Here is a 16,114-nt window from a genome sequence, read left to right as displayed (position 1 = left end):
ATTCATTCCTTTCCATTATTTACTCTCTATCCCCATTTACTTTCAATAATCTCATAAGTTTCTTTTTCTGCTTCAAAAATATTTGTTAGTGATGGATTTTTTATATTACAATGTTTATCCATAGCATATTCAATTATTTCAGGAATTTCAAGAAATCTTACTTTGTCTTCTAAAAATTTTTTTACTGCTAATTCATTAGCTGCATTTAATACTGATAGTATAGAACCACCTTCTTCAAGTGCTCTATAAGCTAATTCAAGACATCTGAAGGTTTTGATATCAGGCTCTTCAAATGTCAAACTAGCTACTTTAAATAAATCAAGTTTCCTAATATTATTCTCTACCCGCCTAGGATAATTGAGAGCGTATTGTATTGGAATCCTCATATCTGGAACACCTAATTGTGCAATCACTGAACCATCATTATATTCTACCATTGAATGAATAATGCTTTGTGGATGCACAACAACTTGAATCTGATCAGGTGCTACATCAAAAAGCCATTTTGCTTCTATAACTTCTAGTCCTTTATTCATAAGTGTAGCTGAATCAATTGTTATTTTAGGACCCATTGACCAATTAGGATGATTAAGTGCTTGCGCTTTAGTTATATCCTTTAATTGTTCTGTATTTTTCCCTCTGAATGGTCCTCCTGAAGCTGTTAACAAAATTTTGCTAACTTCTTTTTTATTCTCTCCTTTTAAGGATTGAAATATAGCAGAATGTTCACTATCCACTGGAAAAATATTTACTTTATATTCTTTTATCAAATCCATAATTATTTGACCAGCTGTAACCAATGTCTCTTTATTAGCTAAAGCTATATCTTTGGATGCTTTTATGGCTTCAACCGTAGGTCTGATACCTATCATACCTACTACAGCTGTAACAACTATATCAACCTTCTCTAAGGTAGCAACTCTAATGAGTCCATCCATTCCGCTTAATACTTCTACTTTGCTTCCAATCTTTTTTTTGAGTATAGAAGCTTTTTGTTCATCCATTACTGCTACTACTTGTGGTTTTACCAATTCAATCTGTTTCTCTAATAAATCTATATTGGTATTTGCAGTCAACCCTAATATCTGTATGTCATTCTGCTTACAAACAATATCAATTGTCTGTTTACCAATTGAGCCAGTGGACCCTAGAATAGATATCTTTTTCAATTTATTCTCCTCTTCCAAATAACCTACTATATTTGATTTATATATTTAATATATTTTTTTATATAATTAATTATTTCTTTTAATCCAATAATATTATAAAAAATTGATTAGCACTTAAAAACTACATAATAAAAAATTTCATAATATAATATACAAAAGGTGCCGTGAAGATTATACTATCCAATCTATCTAATATACCTCCATGACCTGGCATAATAGTACCAAAATCTTTTATGTTGTTCTGTCTTTTCATAGCTGATGCAGCTAAATCTCCTATTTGTGATAATACAGAACCAATTCCTCCAATAAATATAAAAGGTATTAGTTTTATAGGATCTGTCAATTCACCAATATTAAGTAATATGATACCATAAATAACTGAAAAAACCGTAGCTCCAACAATACCGCCAATAGAACCTTCAATACTTTTTTTGGGACTCAGTTTTTCTGCTAACCTATGTTTACCAAAATTAACTCCAACAAAATAGGCCACTGTATCACTACCAAAAGCAACAATAAATATTAACCATATCATCCAAGAACCATAAGCCTCATTGCTTCTTACTAATAATATATATGATAAAAGATAAACTACATAGAAAAAGCCAATAAAAATAGTCATAATATCTTTCAGATCATATTTGGGATAAACAAATACATAACTTATTAATAACATTAAGAAGAATATTCCATAAAGTTCACCCAGATATTCACTTCTATCAAATATTAATAATAAATAATACATCAGCGATGCAATATATCCAAATAACTTAAGCCCTAAGCAATCAATTTTATATGCTCTATAAAACTCATAAAGACCTAGCAATGATACTAAAAATAATACAAGTATTAGTATTTTACCTCCAAATATTAAAGGAATCAATAATATAGGTAACGCTATAATAGATGATATTATTCTCGTTTTCATTGTACCCATTCCCTTCTTTCTATTATTCTTTGACTTTGCCATACCTTCGTTCAATATTACTATAATACGCTATAGCATCTTTCAAATCTTCAATAGTAAAGTCTGGCCAATGTTTTTGAACAAAGTAAAACTCTGTATATGCTAATTGCCAAAGCAAGAAGTTACTTATTCTCATTTCACCACTTGTTCTTATTAGTAGATCCGGGTCAGGTATATCTCTTGTATCAAGATACCTCTCTATTGTTTTTTGATTAATGGTATTTATATTAATGTTATTATTTTCAAAGTCAGAAACTATCCTTTTTGTCATTCTTACAATTTCATCACGTCCACCATAATTCAGAGCAATCTGTAATTGTAATCCTGTGTTGTTTTTTGATCCTTCTTCCAATCTTTCAATACTAGTGATAATATCATTATCTAGTCCATTTTTATCCCCTATTACTCTCACTTTTATATTATCTCTGCTAGCATTTTTCAAACTACTTTTTAAGTACTGCCTTAACAAATTCATCAAATTATCTATTTCTTCTTTTGGTCTTGACCAATTTTCAGTGGAAAAAGCATATACTGTTATATACTCTATACCTATGTCATAAGCTTGCTTACAAATAGTTTCTAATGTTTTAGAACCTTGTCTATGACCGTATTGTCTTTTTTTTCCTTTTGCCATTGCCCATCTACCATTACCATCCATTATAATTGCTACATGTCTTGGAACATTATAGTTACTGTCAACTACCATAAACAACAATTCCTCTCATTCAAAAGAATCTTTTTCTATATCATATACATAAAATCATGACTTTCCATAAGATTAAAAACAACCCCTCATATAGAGGGGTAAACCAAAACAGTCTCTAAACTGTTAATATTTCTTTAGTCTTATTTTCTACATGTACATCTATATCTTTTACATATTTATCTGTTAATTTTTGCATATCAGTTTCATAATCTTTCAAATCATCTTCTGTTATTTCATGATTCTTAAGCTGCTTTTTGAATTTGTCTAAAGCATCTCTTCTAATATTTCTAACAGCTACTTTAGCTTCTTCTCCTTTTTTCTTAACGTCTTTAGTTAGAGATTTTCTTCTTTCTTCAGTAAGTTCTGGGAATACTAATCTAATAACTTTACCGTCATTGTTAGGAGTGATTCCTACATCAGATGCAAGTATCGCTTTTTCAATTTCTTTCATCATACTAGAGTCCCATGGTTGTATTTGAATCATTCTAGGCTCTGGTACAGAAACATTTCCTACTTGTTGAAGAGGTGTTGCCTGTCCATAATATTCAACAGTAATTTTATCAAGTACATGTGGATTAGCTCTTCCAGCTCTAATTGCATTATACTCATTCTCTAATGCTTTAATGGTCTTTTGCATTTTGTCTTCGTATTTTTTAATTTCTTCTAACATTTTATCTCCTCCTATTATTATCATTAGTTATACTATATAAATAGCAGGATATTGACTATTTATGGGTATAACTTATACTGTTATAAATGTACCTTTTATGTTATCTTCCATAGCATTCTTAATGCTGTCTTCTTCAGCTAAAGAAAATACAAGCATTGGAACATTTTGCTCCATACACATTATCGCAGCTGTCATATCAATGACATTTAATCCTTTTGAAACTACATCATTATAAGTTAATTTATCATATTTCTTAGCATTTGCGTTCTGATTAGGGTCACAATCGTATACACCGTCAATATTTTTGGCAAGCAATATAACATCACATTCCGTTTCAATAGCTCGTAAGGCTGCTGCTGTATCTGTTGAGAAATATGGATGTCCCGTACCTCCTGCAAATAAAACAACCTCATTATTTGTTAAATGTTCTAGTGCTTTGTCTTTAGAAAATTCTTCTGTCACTGTTCCTACTTTAAAAGGTGTTTGTACAACGCTTTTCATGCCTAGGGTTCTTAGTATTTCTGCCATATACAATGAATTCATAACTGTAGCCATCATCCCAATTTGGTCTGATTTAGTTCTATCCATATCCCTGCTGCTTCTACCTCTCCAGAAGTTACCTCCACCAATTACTATAGCCACTTGATTACCTTTACTTACTATGTCCTTGATTTGGTTAGCTACCATTAATACTGTTTTTTCATCGAATCCTGTGCCTTTTCCACCAGAAAGGGCTTCTCCGCTTAATTTTAGTAACACTCTGTTATACTTTGACATATAAAAACACCTCTATCTATTAATTTATCACAAACTAGTAATTTTTACTAGTATAAAATATTCATTTCTTTAAAAAAAGGAAACACTAAGTGTTTCCTTTTATTTAACTTACATATGAAAATTCATATTATTGCATTTGCTTAGCAACTTCTTCAGCAAAATTTTCTTCTCTTTTTTCTAAACCTTCACCAGTTTGGAAACGTACATATCTCTTAATTGATAATTCTACTCCAGTTTCTTTTGCAACTGAAGCAATGTATTTAGAAACATTTAAGTCGCCATCTTTTACATATTGTTGGTCTAATAAACAGATTTCTTTCATCATCTTATTAACACGACCAATAATCATTTTTTCAATGATATTATCTGGCTTGTCAGGATTTTCGTTCTTAGCTTGTTGTTTTAAGATTTCTTTTTCTTTTTCAATGTAATCAGCATCTACTTGATCTCTTGAAATGTATTTTGGAGATACAGCAGCAATTTGCATTGCAATGTTTTTAGCACATTCTAAAGTGGCTTCATTAGCTTCTCCATTCATTTCTACTAATACACCAATTTTTCCTCCAGCATGGATATAAGATGTAATAAAACTTCCATCAGCCATGTACTTTTCAAATCTTCTGATATTCATATTCTCGCCGATTACTGCTATTTGCTCTGTTAAAACATCTTTTACAGTTTTGCTTGTATCATTTACCCAAGCATCATTTAAGAATCCATCAATATCTTTTGCTTCTGTGTTAGAAGCTGCAGTTGCAACATCTGCAACATAACTTTTGAAAGTATCATTTTTAGCAACGAAGTCAGTTTCACTGTTAACTTCTACGATTGAAGCAACTTTATTATCTTCTGATACATATGCTGCTACTAATCCTTCTGCTGCGATTCTTCCAGCTTTTTTAGCTGCTTTTGCTAATCCTTTTTCTCTTAGGAATTCAACAGCTTTTTCCATATCTTCATTATTTTCTACTAATGCTTTCTTACAATCCATCATTCCAGCACCAGTTCTTTCTCTTAACTCTTTTACCATACTAGCAGTTACTGCCATGTTTACACCCTCCATATTCAATTTATTATATTCGTACTTTTATCGCATTTTATTAATACCATATATATTATAATTTCAATAATGCATTGTTTTTACTATTATAAATTATTAACATAATAGAGATACTCAATACATATTTTGAAATATACAATAAATGCTTCAACCATAGTAGCTGGTTGAAGCATATTATTAATTACTATTTTTCGTTTGCTTCTGCTTCTTTTGCAGCTTCTTCTATATTATCTTGTGCTCCTTGGTTAGCTTCAATAACAGCATCTGCCATCTTAGAAACAATTAACTTAACCGCTCTAATAGCATCATCATTACCAGGGATTACATAATCAACTTCTTCAGGATCACAGTTTGTATCTACTATTGATACAATAGGTATACCTAAGATATGAGCTTCTTGGATAGCAATTTTTTCTTTTCTTGGATCAACTATAAACATAATGTCAGGAATATCTTTCATTTCCTTGATACCACCAAGGTTCTTTTCAAGTTTTTCCATTTCATGCTTTAACTTAATAACTTCTTTTTTAGGTAATAAATCAAATGTACCATCTTCTTGCATTTTCTCTAAGTTCTTAAGTCTTCCAATTCTTGCTTGAATAGTTTTGAAGTTAGTTAACATTCCACCTAACCATCTTTGGTTAACATAGAACATTCCACAACGTTCTGATTCAACCTTAATTGCATCTTGAGCTTGTTTTTTAGTACCAACAAACAATACATTACCACCATCTGCTACTACTTCTTTGATAGCATTATAAGCATCGTCTACTTTACCTACTGTTTTTTGTAAATCAATGATGTAAATTCCATTTCTCTCAGTATAAATATACTCAGCCATTTTAGGATTCCATCTTCTTGTTTGATGTCCGAAATGAACACCAGCTTCTAACAATTGTTTCATTGAAATAACGCTCATGTTATACCTCCATAATTTTGGTTTTTTTCTTCCGCATTCTTCATCTTCTTAGAATACCTGTTAGGCACCTTTCTAAAAATCTGAATACGTGTTTTTTCACGATTGCTAGTATATCACAATACAAAAAATTAATCAAGCTAATTTGTAAAAATTTTCATTACTTCTTCATAAGTACTGTCTATTTTGAAATCATATGTACCTATCTTTATTCTATGAGCCAATTTGTTTTGCATTAGAAATTTGTCAAACTCCAAGGCATCATCTACAACCTTATTATCAAACAATAATTCTGCTACTTCATCTGAACCCATTCCATACTTTATTTTTATCTTAACAGTATCACTCTCTTGTGATTCTTCATCATTCTCAATTTCTTTTTGTTCCTCTTCTTCAATTTCTTCAGTTCCTTCATTTACTACATCTTCTTCATTGCAGGCTTTATCGGTTTCTTCAAATACCATGCCTAATTTAGTTGCTCTATCAATTATTTCTTTATCTGTCAATTTTTCTTTTTCAGTATCCATCTGTCCTTTATCTATCATGCCTAGTTCTTTGGCTCTTAATATTATTTCCTCTTCAGTTATGACTTCTGTTGTTTTCTTAGTGATGTTTAATCCTACAAAGTAGAATATTGATGCAGTTATTATTAAAGTTATACCCACACCTCTAAAAAAATATTTATGTTTATTCATCTAAGCACCTCAAGTTAATTTTTGTTTTCTTTTGTTACACCCAATTCTAATATTAATTTCACTTCTCCTCTACCTAGTCCCATAACTTTTGCTATATCTGTTACAGAATATCCATTTCTATGTAGATTATGTATTTCATCATTTTTATCTCTTATATCCTTTGATATGTTTTTTGAATCTAATTGTTTTGGAGTATCTACAATAACCTGCTGGTGTTTCTCTTCTTTTTTTATATTATTGATATTTGATAGTTTTTTCATGTTTTTTTCTTTTTCATTTATCAATTGATATAAAAACAGTAATTCCTTATGTTTATCATTCAATTCTTGCTTAATAAAGCTAGAATAATCATTCAGCTCTAGGATTTTATTACTTATCTCTTCCATCACCTGATCTTTATCAAAGTCTATTTTTTCTGCTTCTTCGTCAGTTGATACAAGGTCTTCAACTTTATCATCAGTTTCATTTTTCTCCGCTTTATCTTTGAATACAAAACTCAATATTATAAATATGATTCCTATCATTATAGAAATTATCACAAGTATGTTTATGTTATCCATGTAGGTTTACCTCTTATTATTTTTTATATTACGCTTCATTTAATGATTATATCCTAATATCTATTTTTGTTCTTCCAACATGATTTTTCTTGCCTTTATCAGAGCCTTCTTTTTTATTATCTTTTTTCTTCTTATTATTTTGGTACTTGTTATTACCTTTTTTCTTGGCATCTGGTCTAGAGTATGCCTTTTCATTTTCATTGGATTTGACAACATTTTTAGTCTCATTCTCAACTTTACTCTCCATGGAATGAGCTATATTGTGTTGATTTATATTAGCTTTCTGCTGGTCAAGATGTTTAATATTTGCAATCTCTTGAGTCTTAGGTAACATGACTTGCATATCTAGAGGTCTTATTGACATAGTATTACCTCCTCTTATATCTTTCTTATTTAATTATAACTTGCAACTTTTATATCGGCACCATCTTGATACATAACACAATATTTAATATCTTTTCTTACATAATATTTCACATTACCAATAGATACCCTGACACCAGGATAAATATTACCTATTACTTTAACTTTACCTATATTCTTATTATCAATATTGTCAACCATCTCACCGTATCTTTTCCTGCTGGTAGCTAATTTGTTACTTACAAATATTTTACTTCTAGTAGCTGATCTTAACATCTCTTTTTTTTCTTCATCAAGATTTCCGCTAATCCTTTTTTTCTTATTCAACAGATTTATTATCTGAGTCAATTTAAGTTCTTCTTTTGTTAATTGCTTAATATCTTTTTGTAACTCGTTAAATTCATCAATATATGTCGGGTCAACACCTACATCTATGGTAGTTACTGTTCCCATATGAGACCCAATCACTTTAGCACTGACTTCTACACCTGATCTTACTGTTCCGCCTGATATCAATCCTTTTTTACCATCTACTAAAATATTACCTTTACAAGAAACCTCACTGTGTAGAATAGCATCAGAGTGTATGCATCCACCTGCTGTTACTTTGCTATTTTCAATATATTTAGCCATAACGTTACCTTTTGCTTCAATAATCCCTCTATCCATTCCTTGTATTCCTCTATGGAGAACAATATTACCATCAGCAACAATATGTGCACCTTCAACTACGCCGCTAACTTCAACATCACCTTTGGCTTTAACAGTATATCCAGTAAGCACATTACCACGTACAAGAATAGTACCAAAAAATTCAATGTCTCCAGTAGAATTATCAACATTACCAGGAATCTCAAGATAATCTAGAACTAATACTTTTCCATCATCAAGTTTAACTTGTCCATCTTTTATGGCATATAATGTATTCTCTCTTACTTTTGTATTCTTACCAAAATATAATTTTTTAGCTTTTACTTTTGGTGGTTGTATTTCATCTCCGTATACATTTTTACCAATTATCCCCTCTTCTTCTGGTATTAACCTTGCCAATTCATCTCCACTAACAACATTAGTTATGAGATTAAGCTTATGGTAATCTACAGTACCATCATTATTCATATGAGGTTTTAATTTTTTCTCTGTATCAAATAGATATTCTATTCTGCCATCTTTTCCTTCTATAGGCTTTAATCCTTTTGCTATTAATATATCTTGATTGTATTTCTTGTTATTAGCAATTAATTCGATTTTTTCATGCTCTATTCCAAAAACAATGTTTTTCTCTTTCAATTTCCTAGCTATATCTTCACTTGATAGAGTTTTCCCCTCTCCGACAGGATGATAAAATCTAATATAAACACTTAATTTATCCATAGAAACATTTATATCCATAGTCTCATTAATTGTATCTATGATAGAATCGGATATTTTGAATTCTTTTGTTTCTTCTAAAGAATTTAATTCTTTCATTAATAGATCTTTATCGAAGTTAATTATATTCTTGTTCTCCAAAGTTGTAACTATGTCGTCTAGTTCTATGTTCTTTCCATTATCCTTACTTGGAAACAACTTAATATACAAACCATCTTCTTTGTTTAATAAATTAAAATATCCATCATAAATATTGGTATCCATATTATCACTCCCCCAGAAACTAGAAACCTGCTAAAAGTTCCATGTTATTACCCAACTTTATTTTTAATTTTTTTAGTGCCTTAGTATGTATCTGAGATACCCTTGACTCAGATACCCCTAAAATCTGACTTATTTCTTTTAACGTTAGTTCTTCAAAATAGTATAAAACTATAACCCGCTTTTCATTTTCCAATAAATTATCAATAACCTCAGCTAGAATTTCCTTAAGTTCATTTTTCTCAACAACTCTTTCAGGCTGCGTATATCTAGATTTGTTCATAGGCTCAATTCTAATTTCGCTTCCTTGCTCAATATATTCTTCAAGTGATGTTAAGGTCAATAACTTCGTTTGATTCAACCACTTTTTATATTCTTTTAGAGTTATATCAAGCTCACAAGCTATTTCTTCATCAGTAGCTAATCGCCCTAGATCATTTTCCAATTTGGAGTTAGCATTGTCTATTAATTTTTGTTTTTTCCTAAGTGATCTTGGAATCCAGTCCATACGTCTTATGTTGTCTAATATAGCACCTCTAATTCTAAGTGAGGCATAAGTCTCGAACTTGACTCCCTTTTCAAAATTAAATTTGTCTATTGCATCAATTAGACCAAAAACACCATAACCTACAAGATCTTCGTATTCAACATTATTACCAAGATACATATTTAGCCTACCAGCCACAACCTTAACCAATTGTGCATATTCTATGATTAACTTTTCTTTTATATCAAATGATTTTTCTTTTGAATACTTTTGCCATAATATTACCCTACTCTTCTCATCCATTTTAGCCTCCGTTAAAGTTTTTAGTCTATTTTATCATCTTCTACGGGTTCATTATCATCTTCTATTTCTTCATTATCGTCATCTTTATTATCGATTTCTTCTAATTTTTTATTTAGTTCGTTAAGCTTCTTTTCTTTCTCTCTCTTATCTACCTGTGCATATAACCTATTGATTATTTTTTGTATGATAGAACCTAAGATGAAAAATATAGCTAAAACGATAATCATTGTAATAGTTAGTGTTTTGATATCATATCTATTCATTAAACCTAGTATACAAACAATAATACCTGCTATAAGCATTATTATGATACGTAAATTTCTAACCATGTTGCTTACCATCCTTATATGATTTTTATGTCTTTACCAATTGTTTTAATTAATAAATCTCCGTTTTCTGTATAAAATTCTATTGTTCTACCATAGTTTTCACCTGTATCCTGTGAAAGGACCTTGATTCCTAACGTTTTCAACATCTTAACTGACGCCTCAACATTTCTTTCACCTATTCTCATCAAATCATTGCTGCTCTTAAATGAGAACATCTGTGCTCCTCCTGCCAACTTTGCTACAAGTCGATTCTTGTTGGCACCTAATCTAGTCATATCATCAATTAATTTTTTTATACCAGTGTCCGCAAATTTAGCCAAATTGCTATTGTTTTTTATCTGAGTACTATCGGGTAGCATAATATGTGCAAGTCCTCCAACCTTCTTGATTGGATCATATAGCACAATACCTACACATGAACCTAGTCCAAGCGTTGTCAGTATACCTGGGGAAGCACAGACATTAAGGTCTGCCATCCCAACCTTTATTTTCTCATCCATATATTATTCTGTTATCCCTAGAGATTTTAATATTGTCCCATAGGATTTAACATCAGGAATCAATATAAAGTTACCGAATACTTTATCCTCACCTTCGCCAAATTCTGTTTGTATTAATAATGCTTTGTCCCCAATTTTACCGAATTCAATAGCAGGTACGCTCAGTATTGCTCCAGCCATGTCAATAGCCATATATGGTATAGATGATATGATTTTCAAATTAGTTAATGATGATAATGAATTTAAGTATGCACCAGTTATAATATTTCCTATTTCTTTCAAAGCGGATAAATCTATTTCAGTAAAATCTTCAAAAGTATTTAGTTCTTTTCCCATAAGAATATTAACTAAATTATGTGCCGATACTTTCTCAAGTACAAACATCATCATTCCATTGATTTCACCTTCAACATTAAGAAGTATTCCAACAACTTGATTTTCAGCACCGCCTAATACCTCTGATAGTTCCTTGAATTCAGATATATTAACCTTAGGTACTCCCATATCAATTTTTTTGTTAATCATTTGAGAGAGGGCAGTTGTAGCATTACCTGCCCCAATATTACCAATTTCTCTTAAAACATCCAGCTGTATATTATCTAAAGTATCAATATTAATATTATCCATTAAAATATCCAATCCCTTCACATAAGACATGAAACATTCATTTTTGTCTATTATATCTAGTCAGTTTAGTCGTTTAATCATTAGTATTTATTAAGCCATCAATATTAAGTAGTGTTACTAATTCTTTTCCTATCTTACCAACACCTTGAACATAATTTGATTTCTCGTCATTGGAATCTTTTGATATTTTTTCAATATCTTCTTCAGTCAAGTTTATGACTTCTTTTACTTCATCAACAATAAGTCCCATTGGATTACCATCTAATTTTACTATAATGATTCTTGTGTTATTGGTATACTCATCTGGTTCTAGCCCAAATTTCAACCTTAAACTCATTACAGGAATAATATCTCCTCTTAGATTAATAACACCTTTTATATAGTATGGTGCTTTTGGAACTCTAGTAACTTTCAACATTCTTTCAATATTATGTACAAATTGTATATTAACTCCGTATTGTTCATGACCAATTTTTGCAACTATAAATTGTATTAACTCTTGATTTTTATTTTCTTCCATTTTAGGCCCTCCTATTATACTAATGAATTGACATCCAAAATTAATGCAACCTCACCATCACCAAGTATAGTAGCTCCTGCAATCAATTTGATATTAGTTAAATATTTACCTAGTGTTTTAATTACTATCTCTTGTTGTCCAATTAGAGAATCAACTACTATTCCTGCTTGTTTTTCTCCTTTATTTACAATAACTACTGTTAAAGAATCTTTTTCTGCATCAACACTTGGAATATCTAATTTATCATGTAGCCTTATAATTGGTATTACATGACCTCTAAGATTAATGACCTCTTGGTTTTGAATGTATTTGATATCAGAAATTAATACATCTTCTATATTTTGAATAGTGTTTAGAGGTATTGCATATTTTTCTTCACCAAGATTAACCATTAGAGCTTGTATAATAGCAAGTGTAAGAGGAAGTCTAATAATAAACTTACTACCCTTGCCAAGTTCAGTCTTAACTTCAATATCACCACCAAGAGCCTCTATTTTAGTCTTGACTACGTCTAGACCTACACCCCTGCCAGATACATCTGATATTTTTTCTGCAGTACTGAAACTAGGTCTGAATAATAATTCAATTATCTCTTGGTCGCTCATACTATCAGCTTGTTCTGCTGATAGAACACCATTACTTATAGCTTTATTCTTGATCTTACTTACATCAATACCATTACCATCATCGTTAACTTCAATAATTACATTATTTCCATCTTGATAAGCCCTAAGGTCAATATTACCTACTGGATCTTTGCCAGCTTTCACCCTTACATCTGGAGTCTCTAATCCATGATCTCCTGCATTTCTTAATAAATGAACTAAAGGATCACCTATCTCATCTATAACTGTTCTATCTAGTTCAGTTTCTTCACCAGACATATGTAATTCAATCTTTTTATTAAGTTTTCTGGATAAGTCACGAATCAATCTTGGGAAACGATTAAATACACGTTCTATTGGAACCATTCTGACTTTCATTACAGCATCATGTAGATTAGTCGTAATCCTTTCAAGATATTCTATTTGTTCATTAAAATTCTGGCTGGTATTTTTTAATTCTATAGTTTCTAAGCCATTTTTTATAATAATAAGCTCACTTACCAAATTCATAAGAGTATCTAGTCTTTCTATATCTACTCTTACAGTTCTATTTGTCTTTGGTTTAGATAAATTGGTTTTATTAGAAGTATTATTCTTCTCTTTATTAGCTTTTTTATCATTACCTGCTACATTAGTCTGTTGTTCTACAACCTCTTGTTTTTGTTCACTAGGGATATTAATTTCATCTGTTAACACTTCTGTAACTTCAGCGATGGAACTTAATTCTTTTATAATATTAGAAGAATCCTCTTTAGTTACTATGAAGGTAGAGAAATTAGTATCAAATTTTTCATCTTCAATGTCTTGAACTGCAGGATAGGACTTTATAACTTGTCCTAATTTTTCAAGGGTTCTAAATACAATAAAAGCTCTAGCTGATTTTAATACACAACTTTCACTTATATAAATGGTTATTCCATAAACCTTAAAATCTTCTTCATACGCTTTACTGATTGCATTTTTTTCAAAATCAGTAAAATTGATATTTAGATGTTTTCTTTTTTCTGAATCTGATAATGTCTCTTCTTTTGCAGATGTATCATTAGTACTCTCCGTATTATTAGCAGTATCAGTCTCTTGAACCTCATTATTCAAGATCATATTAAGCTTATCAATAATATTTTGATTATCATTGTCTCCTTCTGAACCAGATTCAACAATTAAATCAACATATTGTTCTAATGCATCTAGACATTGAAATAGTACATCTAGTAGATTAGCTTCTACTTTTATACTTCCATTCCTAATTTCAGATAACACATTTTCCATATCATGTGTTAATTTCTGCATCCGTTTATATCCCATTGTAGCGGCCATACCTTTCAAAGTATGAGCAACTCTAAAAACTTCATTAATTAATTCTACGTTATCCGTGTTCTTTTCCAGTTCCAATAACGATTCATTTAAACTTTGTAAATGTTCCTTTGATTCTTCGATAAATATTTCTAGATATTGGCTTATATCCAAATTAAAGCACCCCCACTTTCTTAAGTATTGAGTCTGATATTGATTCTAATGGTACTATTTCATCAGCAATACCCTTAGCAACAACCGCTTTGGGCATTCCATATACAACACATGTTTCTTCATTTTGAGCGATTATATGAATCTTATGGCTTTTTTTAAGATTATCAAGACCTTCAGTTCCATCACTTCCCATACCTGTCATGATTACACCTGTAAGATCTTTGATATTAACGTCAACCAAAGAATTCATCATTACATCTACAGCTGGCCTATGTCCTCTAAGAGGTTCATCTTTTGATAATCTTATAATCATCTTGCAATTGCTATCTTGGATTACCTTCATATGGTAATTACCTGGTGCAATATAAGCTGTACCATTTTCAATCACATCACCATCTTCAGCCTCTTTTATGTGTATATCACTCAATTGATTAAGTCTATCAGCTAGAGACTTTGTAAATCCTGCTGGCATATGTTGTACAATAATAATCCCTGCATCTAAATTACTAGGTAAATATGGCAAGACATACTGAAGTGCCCTAGGTCCACCAGTTGAACAACCAATAGCAACTATTTTATTTTTACATAAACAGCCTTTTTTCCTGGTTTGATTGAATGGTTTTGACCTTTTTTCAATTGATTCAATAGGTTTTAATTGAGCCATTCCTGAATTATTAATATTAACTGCCATTAATAATTTTTCAATTAACCTATTTTTCATTTCCTCTGTATTGACTTTGAATATGTTTTGAGGTTTAGTAACAAAATCAATTGCTCCAAGTTCAAGTGCTTTAATAGTCTCCTGTCTTCCTTCAATAGCTAAAGTACTCATTACAATTACTGGAACATTAAGGTTAAGAACTTTTAGTTGTTCTAGCATCTGTAAACCATTCATAATCGGCATTTCAATATCAAGGGTTACAACATCTGGATTTAACTCCTTTATCTTTGCAATCCCTTCTTTTCCATTTTTTGCAGTTCCTATTACCTCACACCTAGAATCACTTTTAATTATATCAGATATAACTCTTCTCATGAATGCAGAGTCATCAATAACGAGTATTTTTTTCTTCATTATGCCCATATCATCACAGTCCTTTTTTTCGCTTTCGTCTCTTGCGCTCTTCTTCAAAGATAAATTTAATTATCTTTTCTCTGTCCTCATTTGAAATATCATCAAACATAATTCTTGTTTCATATTTCATTGTCTCAAAGTCTACTATATCAGATAATATTACATTACCTTTAAGTTCTATAGTATCTACTTTGCTTTTACTGTTTAAGTTTAATTTACATTTTAATGTAGATCCAGCTTCCATCTTCTTTTTAGAAGTAAATCTTAACCCTCCACCACTTATATCTACAATTAGTCCTTCACTCCATGTATCTTCATTTATATCTGCAAAAAGAATTGAAAGAATGCATTCCAACCTGAAATATTGTCTTCTTTGGCTTTTCTCCATTGCAGAGTTAACTTCCATTGTAATCAAATGTAACTCTTTTTTCTTATACCTATTCTTAACTGAAGACTTACATTTATATAATCCACCTTTAGTATATATAGATAAGATATAAGATGCTCCTACCTCTAGAGGAATAATTTTTCCATTTTCAACCGGAGCAGATATTATTATTTCATCGTCATTAATATCTTGTATAATACTAACATATACTTTTTCATTCTTATAAGTTTCATTTGTATTAAATTTCAATCTTGATACTTCAACCTTATCTCCTAATGCTAATGCTTTGTGAGTCATA

The 16,114-nt window shown here is 30.5% G+C and carries 19 protein-coding genes; all 19 read right to left on the bottom strand.

What is annotated here, in order from left to right:
• Positions 1-26: 26 nt before the first annotated feature.
• Positions 27-1,169: a 1-deoxy-D-xylulose-5-phosphate reductoisomerase gene (locus HYG85_RS22225; RefSeq protein WP_212691479.1), complete on the bottom strand. Its 1,143-nt coding sequence runs from the start codon at positions 1,167-1,169 to the stop codon at positions 27-29.
• A 121-nt stretch (positions 1,170-1,290) separates the two neighbouring features.
• On the bottom strand, positions 1,291-2,097 hold the full coding sequence (locus HYG85_RS22220; protein WP_193774714.1) for a phosphatidate cytidylyltransferase: 807 nt from the start codon (positions 2,095-2,097) through the stop codon (positions 1,291-1,293).
• Between the two features lie 22 nt (positions 2,098-2,119).
• Positions 2,120-2,842, bottom strand: a complete 723-nt coding sequence (locus HYG85_RS22215; protein ID WP_113675182.1) for an isoprenyl transferase — start codon at positions 2,840-2,842, stop codon at positions 2,120-2,122.
• A 115-nt stretch (positions 2,843-2,957) separates the two neighbouring features.
• The gene (gene frr / locus HYG85_RS22210; RefSeq protein ID WP_113675183.1) at positions 2,958-3,512 is read right to left on the bottom strand and encodes a ribosome recycling factor; all 555 of its coding nucleotides are present in this window, start codon (positions 3,510-3,512) and stop codon (positions 2,958-2,960) included.
• A gap of 72 nt (positions 3,513-3,584) precedes the next feature.
• Positions 3,585-4,289 carry a UMP kinase gene (gene pyrH / locus HYG85_RS22205; RefSeq protein WP_113675184.1) on the bottom strand — a complete coding sequence of 235 codons (705 nt, stop codon included), beginning with the start codon at positions 4,287-4,289 and terminating at the stop codon, positions 3,585-3,587.
• A 127-nt stretch (positions 4,290-4,416) separates the two neighbouring features.
• On the bottom strand, positions 4,417-5,337 hold the full coding sequence (gene tsf / locus HYG85_RS22200) for a translation elongation factor Ts (protein ID WP_212691478.1): 921 nt from the start codon (positions 5,335-5,337) through the stop codon (positions 4,417-4,419).
• 196 nt (positions 5,338-5,533) lie between these two features.
• Positions 5,534-6,268 (bottom strand): 30S ribosomal protein S2, encoded by a 735-nt coding sequence (gene rpsB / locus HYG85_RS22195; protein WP_113675186.1) that lies wholly within the window; start codon positions 6,266-6,268, stop codon positions 5,534-5,536.
• A 137-nt stretch (positions 6,269-6,405) separates the two neighbouring features.
• Entirely contained in the window at positions 6,406-6,960 is a 555-nt protein-coding gene (locus HYG85_RS22190) for a hypothetical protein (protein WP_212691477.1), read from the bottom strand.
• A 14-nt stretch (positions 6,961-6,974) separates the two neighbouring features.
• Complete coding sequence (locus tag HYG85_RS22185; RefSeq protein WP_212691476.1) at positions 6,975-7,520, bottom strand: DUF6115 domain-containing protein; 546 nt, start codon at positions 7,518-7,520, stop codon at positions 6,975-6,977.
• 46 nt (positions 7,521-7,566) lie between these two features.
• On the bottom strand, positions 7,567-7,884 hold the full coding sequence (locus HYG85_RS22180) for a hypothetical protein (RefSeq protein ID WP_212691475.1): 318 nt from the start codon (positions 7,882-7,884) through the stop codon (positions 7,567-7,569).
• Between the two features lie 29 nt (positions 7,885-7,913).
• Positions 7,914-9,518: a DUF342 domain-containing protein gene (locus HYG85_RS22175; RefSeq protein WP_212691474.1), complete on the bottom strand. Its 1,605-nt coding sequence runs from the start codon at positions 9,516-9,518 to the stop codon at positions 7,914-7,916.
• A 19-nt stretch (positions 9,519-9,537) separates the two neighbouring features.
• Complete coding sequence (locus HYG85_RS22170) at positions 9,538-10,305, bottom strand: FliA/WhiG family RNA polymerase sigma factor (RefSeq protein WP_113675191.1); 768 nt, start codon at positions 10,303-10,305, stop codon at positions 9,538-9,540.
• Positions 10,306-10,325: 20 nt separating this feature from the next.
• On the bottom strand, positions 10,326-10,634 hold the full coding sequence (locus tag HYG85_RS22165; RefSeq protein ID WP_113675192.1) for a hypothetical protein: 309 nt from the start codon (positions 10,632-10,634) through the stop codon (positions 10,326-10,328).
• Positions 10,635-10,648: 14 nt separating this feature from the next.
• Positions 10,649-11,134, bottom strand: coding sequence for a chemotaxis protein CheD (locus HYG85_RS22160; RefSeq protein ID WP_113675193.1), 486 nt, complete (start codon positions 11,132-11,134; stop codon positions 10,649-10,651).
• A 3-nt stretch (positions 11,135-11,137) separates the two neighbouring features.
• Positions 11,138-11,761 carry a chemotaxis protein CheC gene (locus HYG85_RS22155; RefSeq protein WP_113675194.1) on the bottom strand — a complete coding sequence of 208 codons (624 nt, stop codon included), beginning with the start codon at positions 11,759-11,761 and terminating at the stop codon, positions 11,138-11,140.
• A 73-nt stretch (positions 11,762-11,834) separates the two neighbouring features.
• On the bottom strand, positions 11,835-12,281 hold the full coding sequence (locus HYG85_RS22150; protein ID WP_113675195.1) for a chemotaxis protein CheW: 447 nt from the start codon (positions 12,279-12,281) through the stop codon (positions 11,835-11,837).
• Between the two features lie 14 nt (positions 12,282-12,295).
• Positions 12,296-14,353, bottom strand: a complete 2,058-nt coding sequence (locus tag HYG85_RS22145) for a chemotaxis protein CheA (protein WP_212691473.1) — start codon at positions 14,351-14,353, stop codon at positions 12,296-12,298.
• Position 14,354: 1 nt separating this feature from the next.
• Positions 14,355-15,428 carry a protein-glutamate methylesterase/protein-glutamine glutaminase gene (locus tag HYG85_RS22140; protein ID WP_202975253.1) on the bottom strand — a complete coding sequence of 358 codons (1,074 nt, stop codon included), beginning with the start codon at positions 15,426-15,428 and terminating at the stop codon, positions 14,355-14,357.
• A gap of 13 nt (positions 15,429-15,441) precedes the next feature.
• Positions 15,442-16,113 (bottom strand): flagellar brake protein, encoded by a 672-nt coding sequence (locus HYG85_RS22135; RefSeq protein ID WP_212691472.1) that lies wholly within the window; start codon positions 16,111-16,113, stop codon positions 15,442-15,444.
• Between the last annotated feature and the right edge of the window lies 1 nt (position 16,114).

Source organism: Vallitalea guaymasensis, from assembly GCF_018141425.1.
In the GTDB taxonomy this organism is placed as follows: domain Bacteria; phylum Bacillota; class Clostridia; order Lachnospirales; family Vallitaleaceae; genus Vallitalea; species Vallitalea guaymasensis.
The sequence above is the reverse complement of the archived record's forward strand: the minus strand, read 5'-3'. Positions and strand labels throughout refer to the sequence as shown.

Bases quoted from the DNA above. Each gene is read 5' to 3' on its own strand.
- HYG85_RS22220 (WP_193774714.1), bottom strand. From the start codon at position 2,097: ATGAAAACGAGAATAATATCATCTATTATAGCGTTACCTATATTATTG.
- HYG85_RS22215 (WP_113675182.1), bottom strand. From the start codon at position 2,842: ATGGTAGTTGACAGTAACTATAATGTTCCAAGACATGTAGCAATTATA.
- frr (WP_113675183.1), bottom strand. From the start codon at position 3,512: ATGTTAGAAGAAATTAAAAAATACGAAGACAAAATGCAAAAGACCATT.
- pyrH (WP_113675184.1), bottom strand. From the start codon at position 4,289: ATGTCAAAGTATAACAGAGTGTTACTAAAATTAAGCGGAGAAGCCCTT.
- tsf (WP_212691478.1), bottom strand. From the start codon at position 5,337: ATGGCAGTAACTGCTAGTATGGTAAAAGAGTTAAGAGAAAGAACTGGT.
- rpsB (WP_113675186.1), bottom strand. From the start codon at position 6,268: ATGAGCGTTATTTCAATGAAACAATTGTTAGAAGCTGGTGTTCATTTC.
- HYG85_RS22190 (WP_212691477.1), bottom strand. From the start codon at position 6,960: ATGAATAAACATAAATATTTTTTTAGAGGTGTGGGTATAACTTTAATA.
- HYG85_RS22185 (WP_212691476.1), bottom strand. From the start codon at position 7,520: ATGGATAACATAAACATACTTGTGATAATTTCTATAATGATAGGAATC.
- HYG85_RS22180 (WP_212691475.1), bottom strand. From the start codon at position 7,884: ATGTCAATAAGACCTCTAGATATGCAAGTCATGTTACCTAAGACTCAA.
- HYG85_RS22175 (WP_212691474.1), bottom strand. From the start codon at position 9,518: ATGGATACCAATATTTATGATGGATATTTTAATTTATTAAACAAAGAA.
- HYG85_RS22170 (WP_113675191.1), bottom strand. From the start codon at position 10,305: ATGGATGAGAAGAGTAGGGTAATATTATGGCAAAAGTATTCAAAAGAA.
- HYG85_RS22165 (WP_113675192.1), bottom strand. From the start codon at position 10,634: ATGGTTAGAAATTTACGTATCATAATAATGCTTATAGCAGGTATTATT.
- HYG85_RS22160 (WP_113675193.1), bottom strand. From the start codon at position 11,134: ATGGATGAGAAAATAAAGGTTGGGATGGCAGACCTTAATGTCTGTGCT.
- HYG85_RS22155 (WP_113675194.1), bottom strand. From the start codon at position 11,761: ATGGATAATATTAATATTGATACTTTAGATAATATACAGCTGGATGTT.
- HYG85_RS22150 (WP_113675195.1), bottom strand. From the start codon at position 12,281: ATGGAAGAAAATAAAAATCAAGAGTTAATACAATTTATAGTTGCAAAA.
- HYG85_RS22140 (WP_202975253.1), bottom strand. From the start codon at position 15,428: ATGAAGAAAAAAATACTCGTTATTGATGACTCTGCATTCATGAGAAGA.
- HYG85_RS22135 (WP_212691472.1), bottom strand. From the start codon at position 16,113: ATGACTCACAAAGCATTAGCATTAGGAGATAAGGTTGAAGTATCAAGA.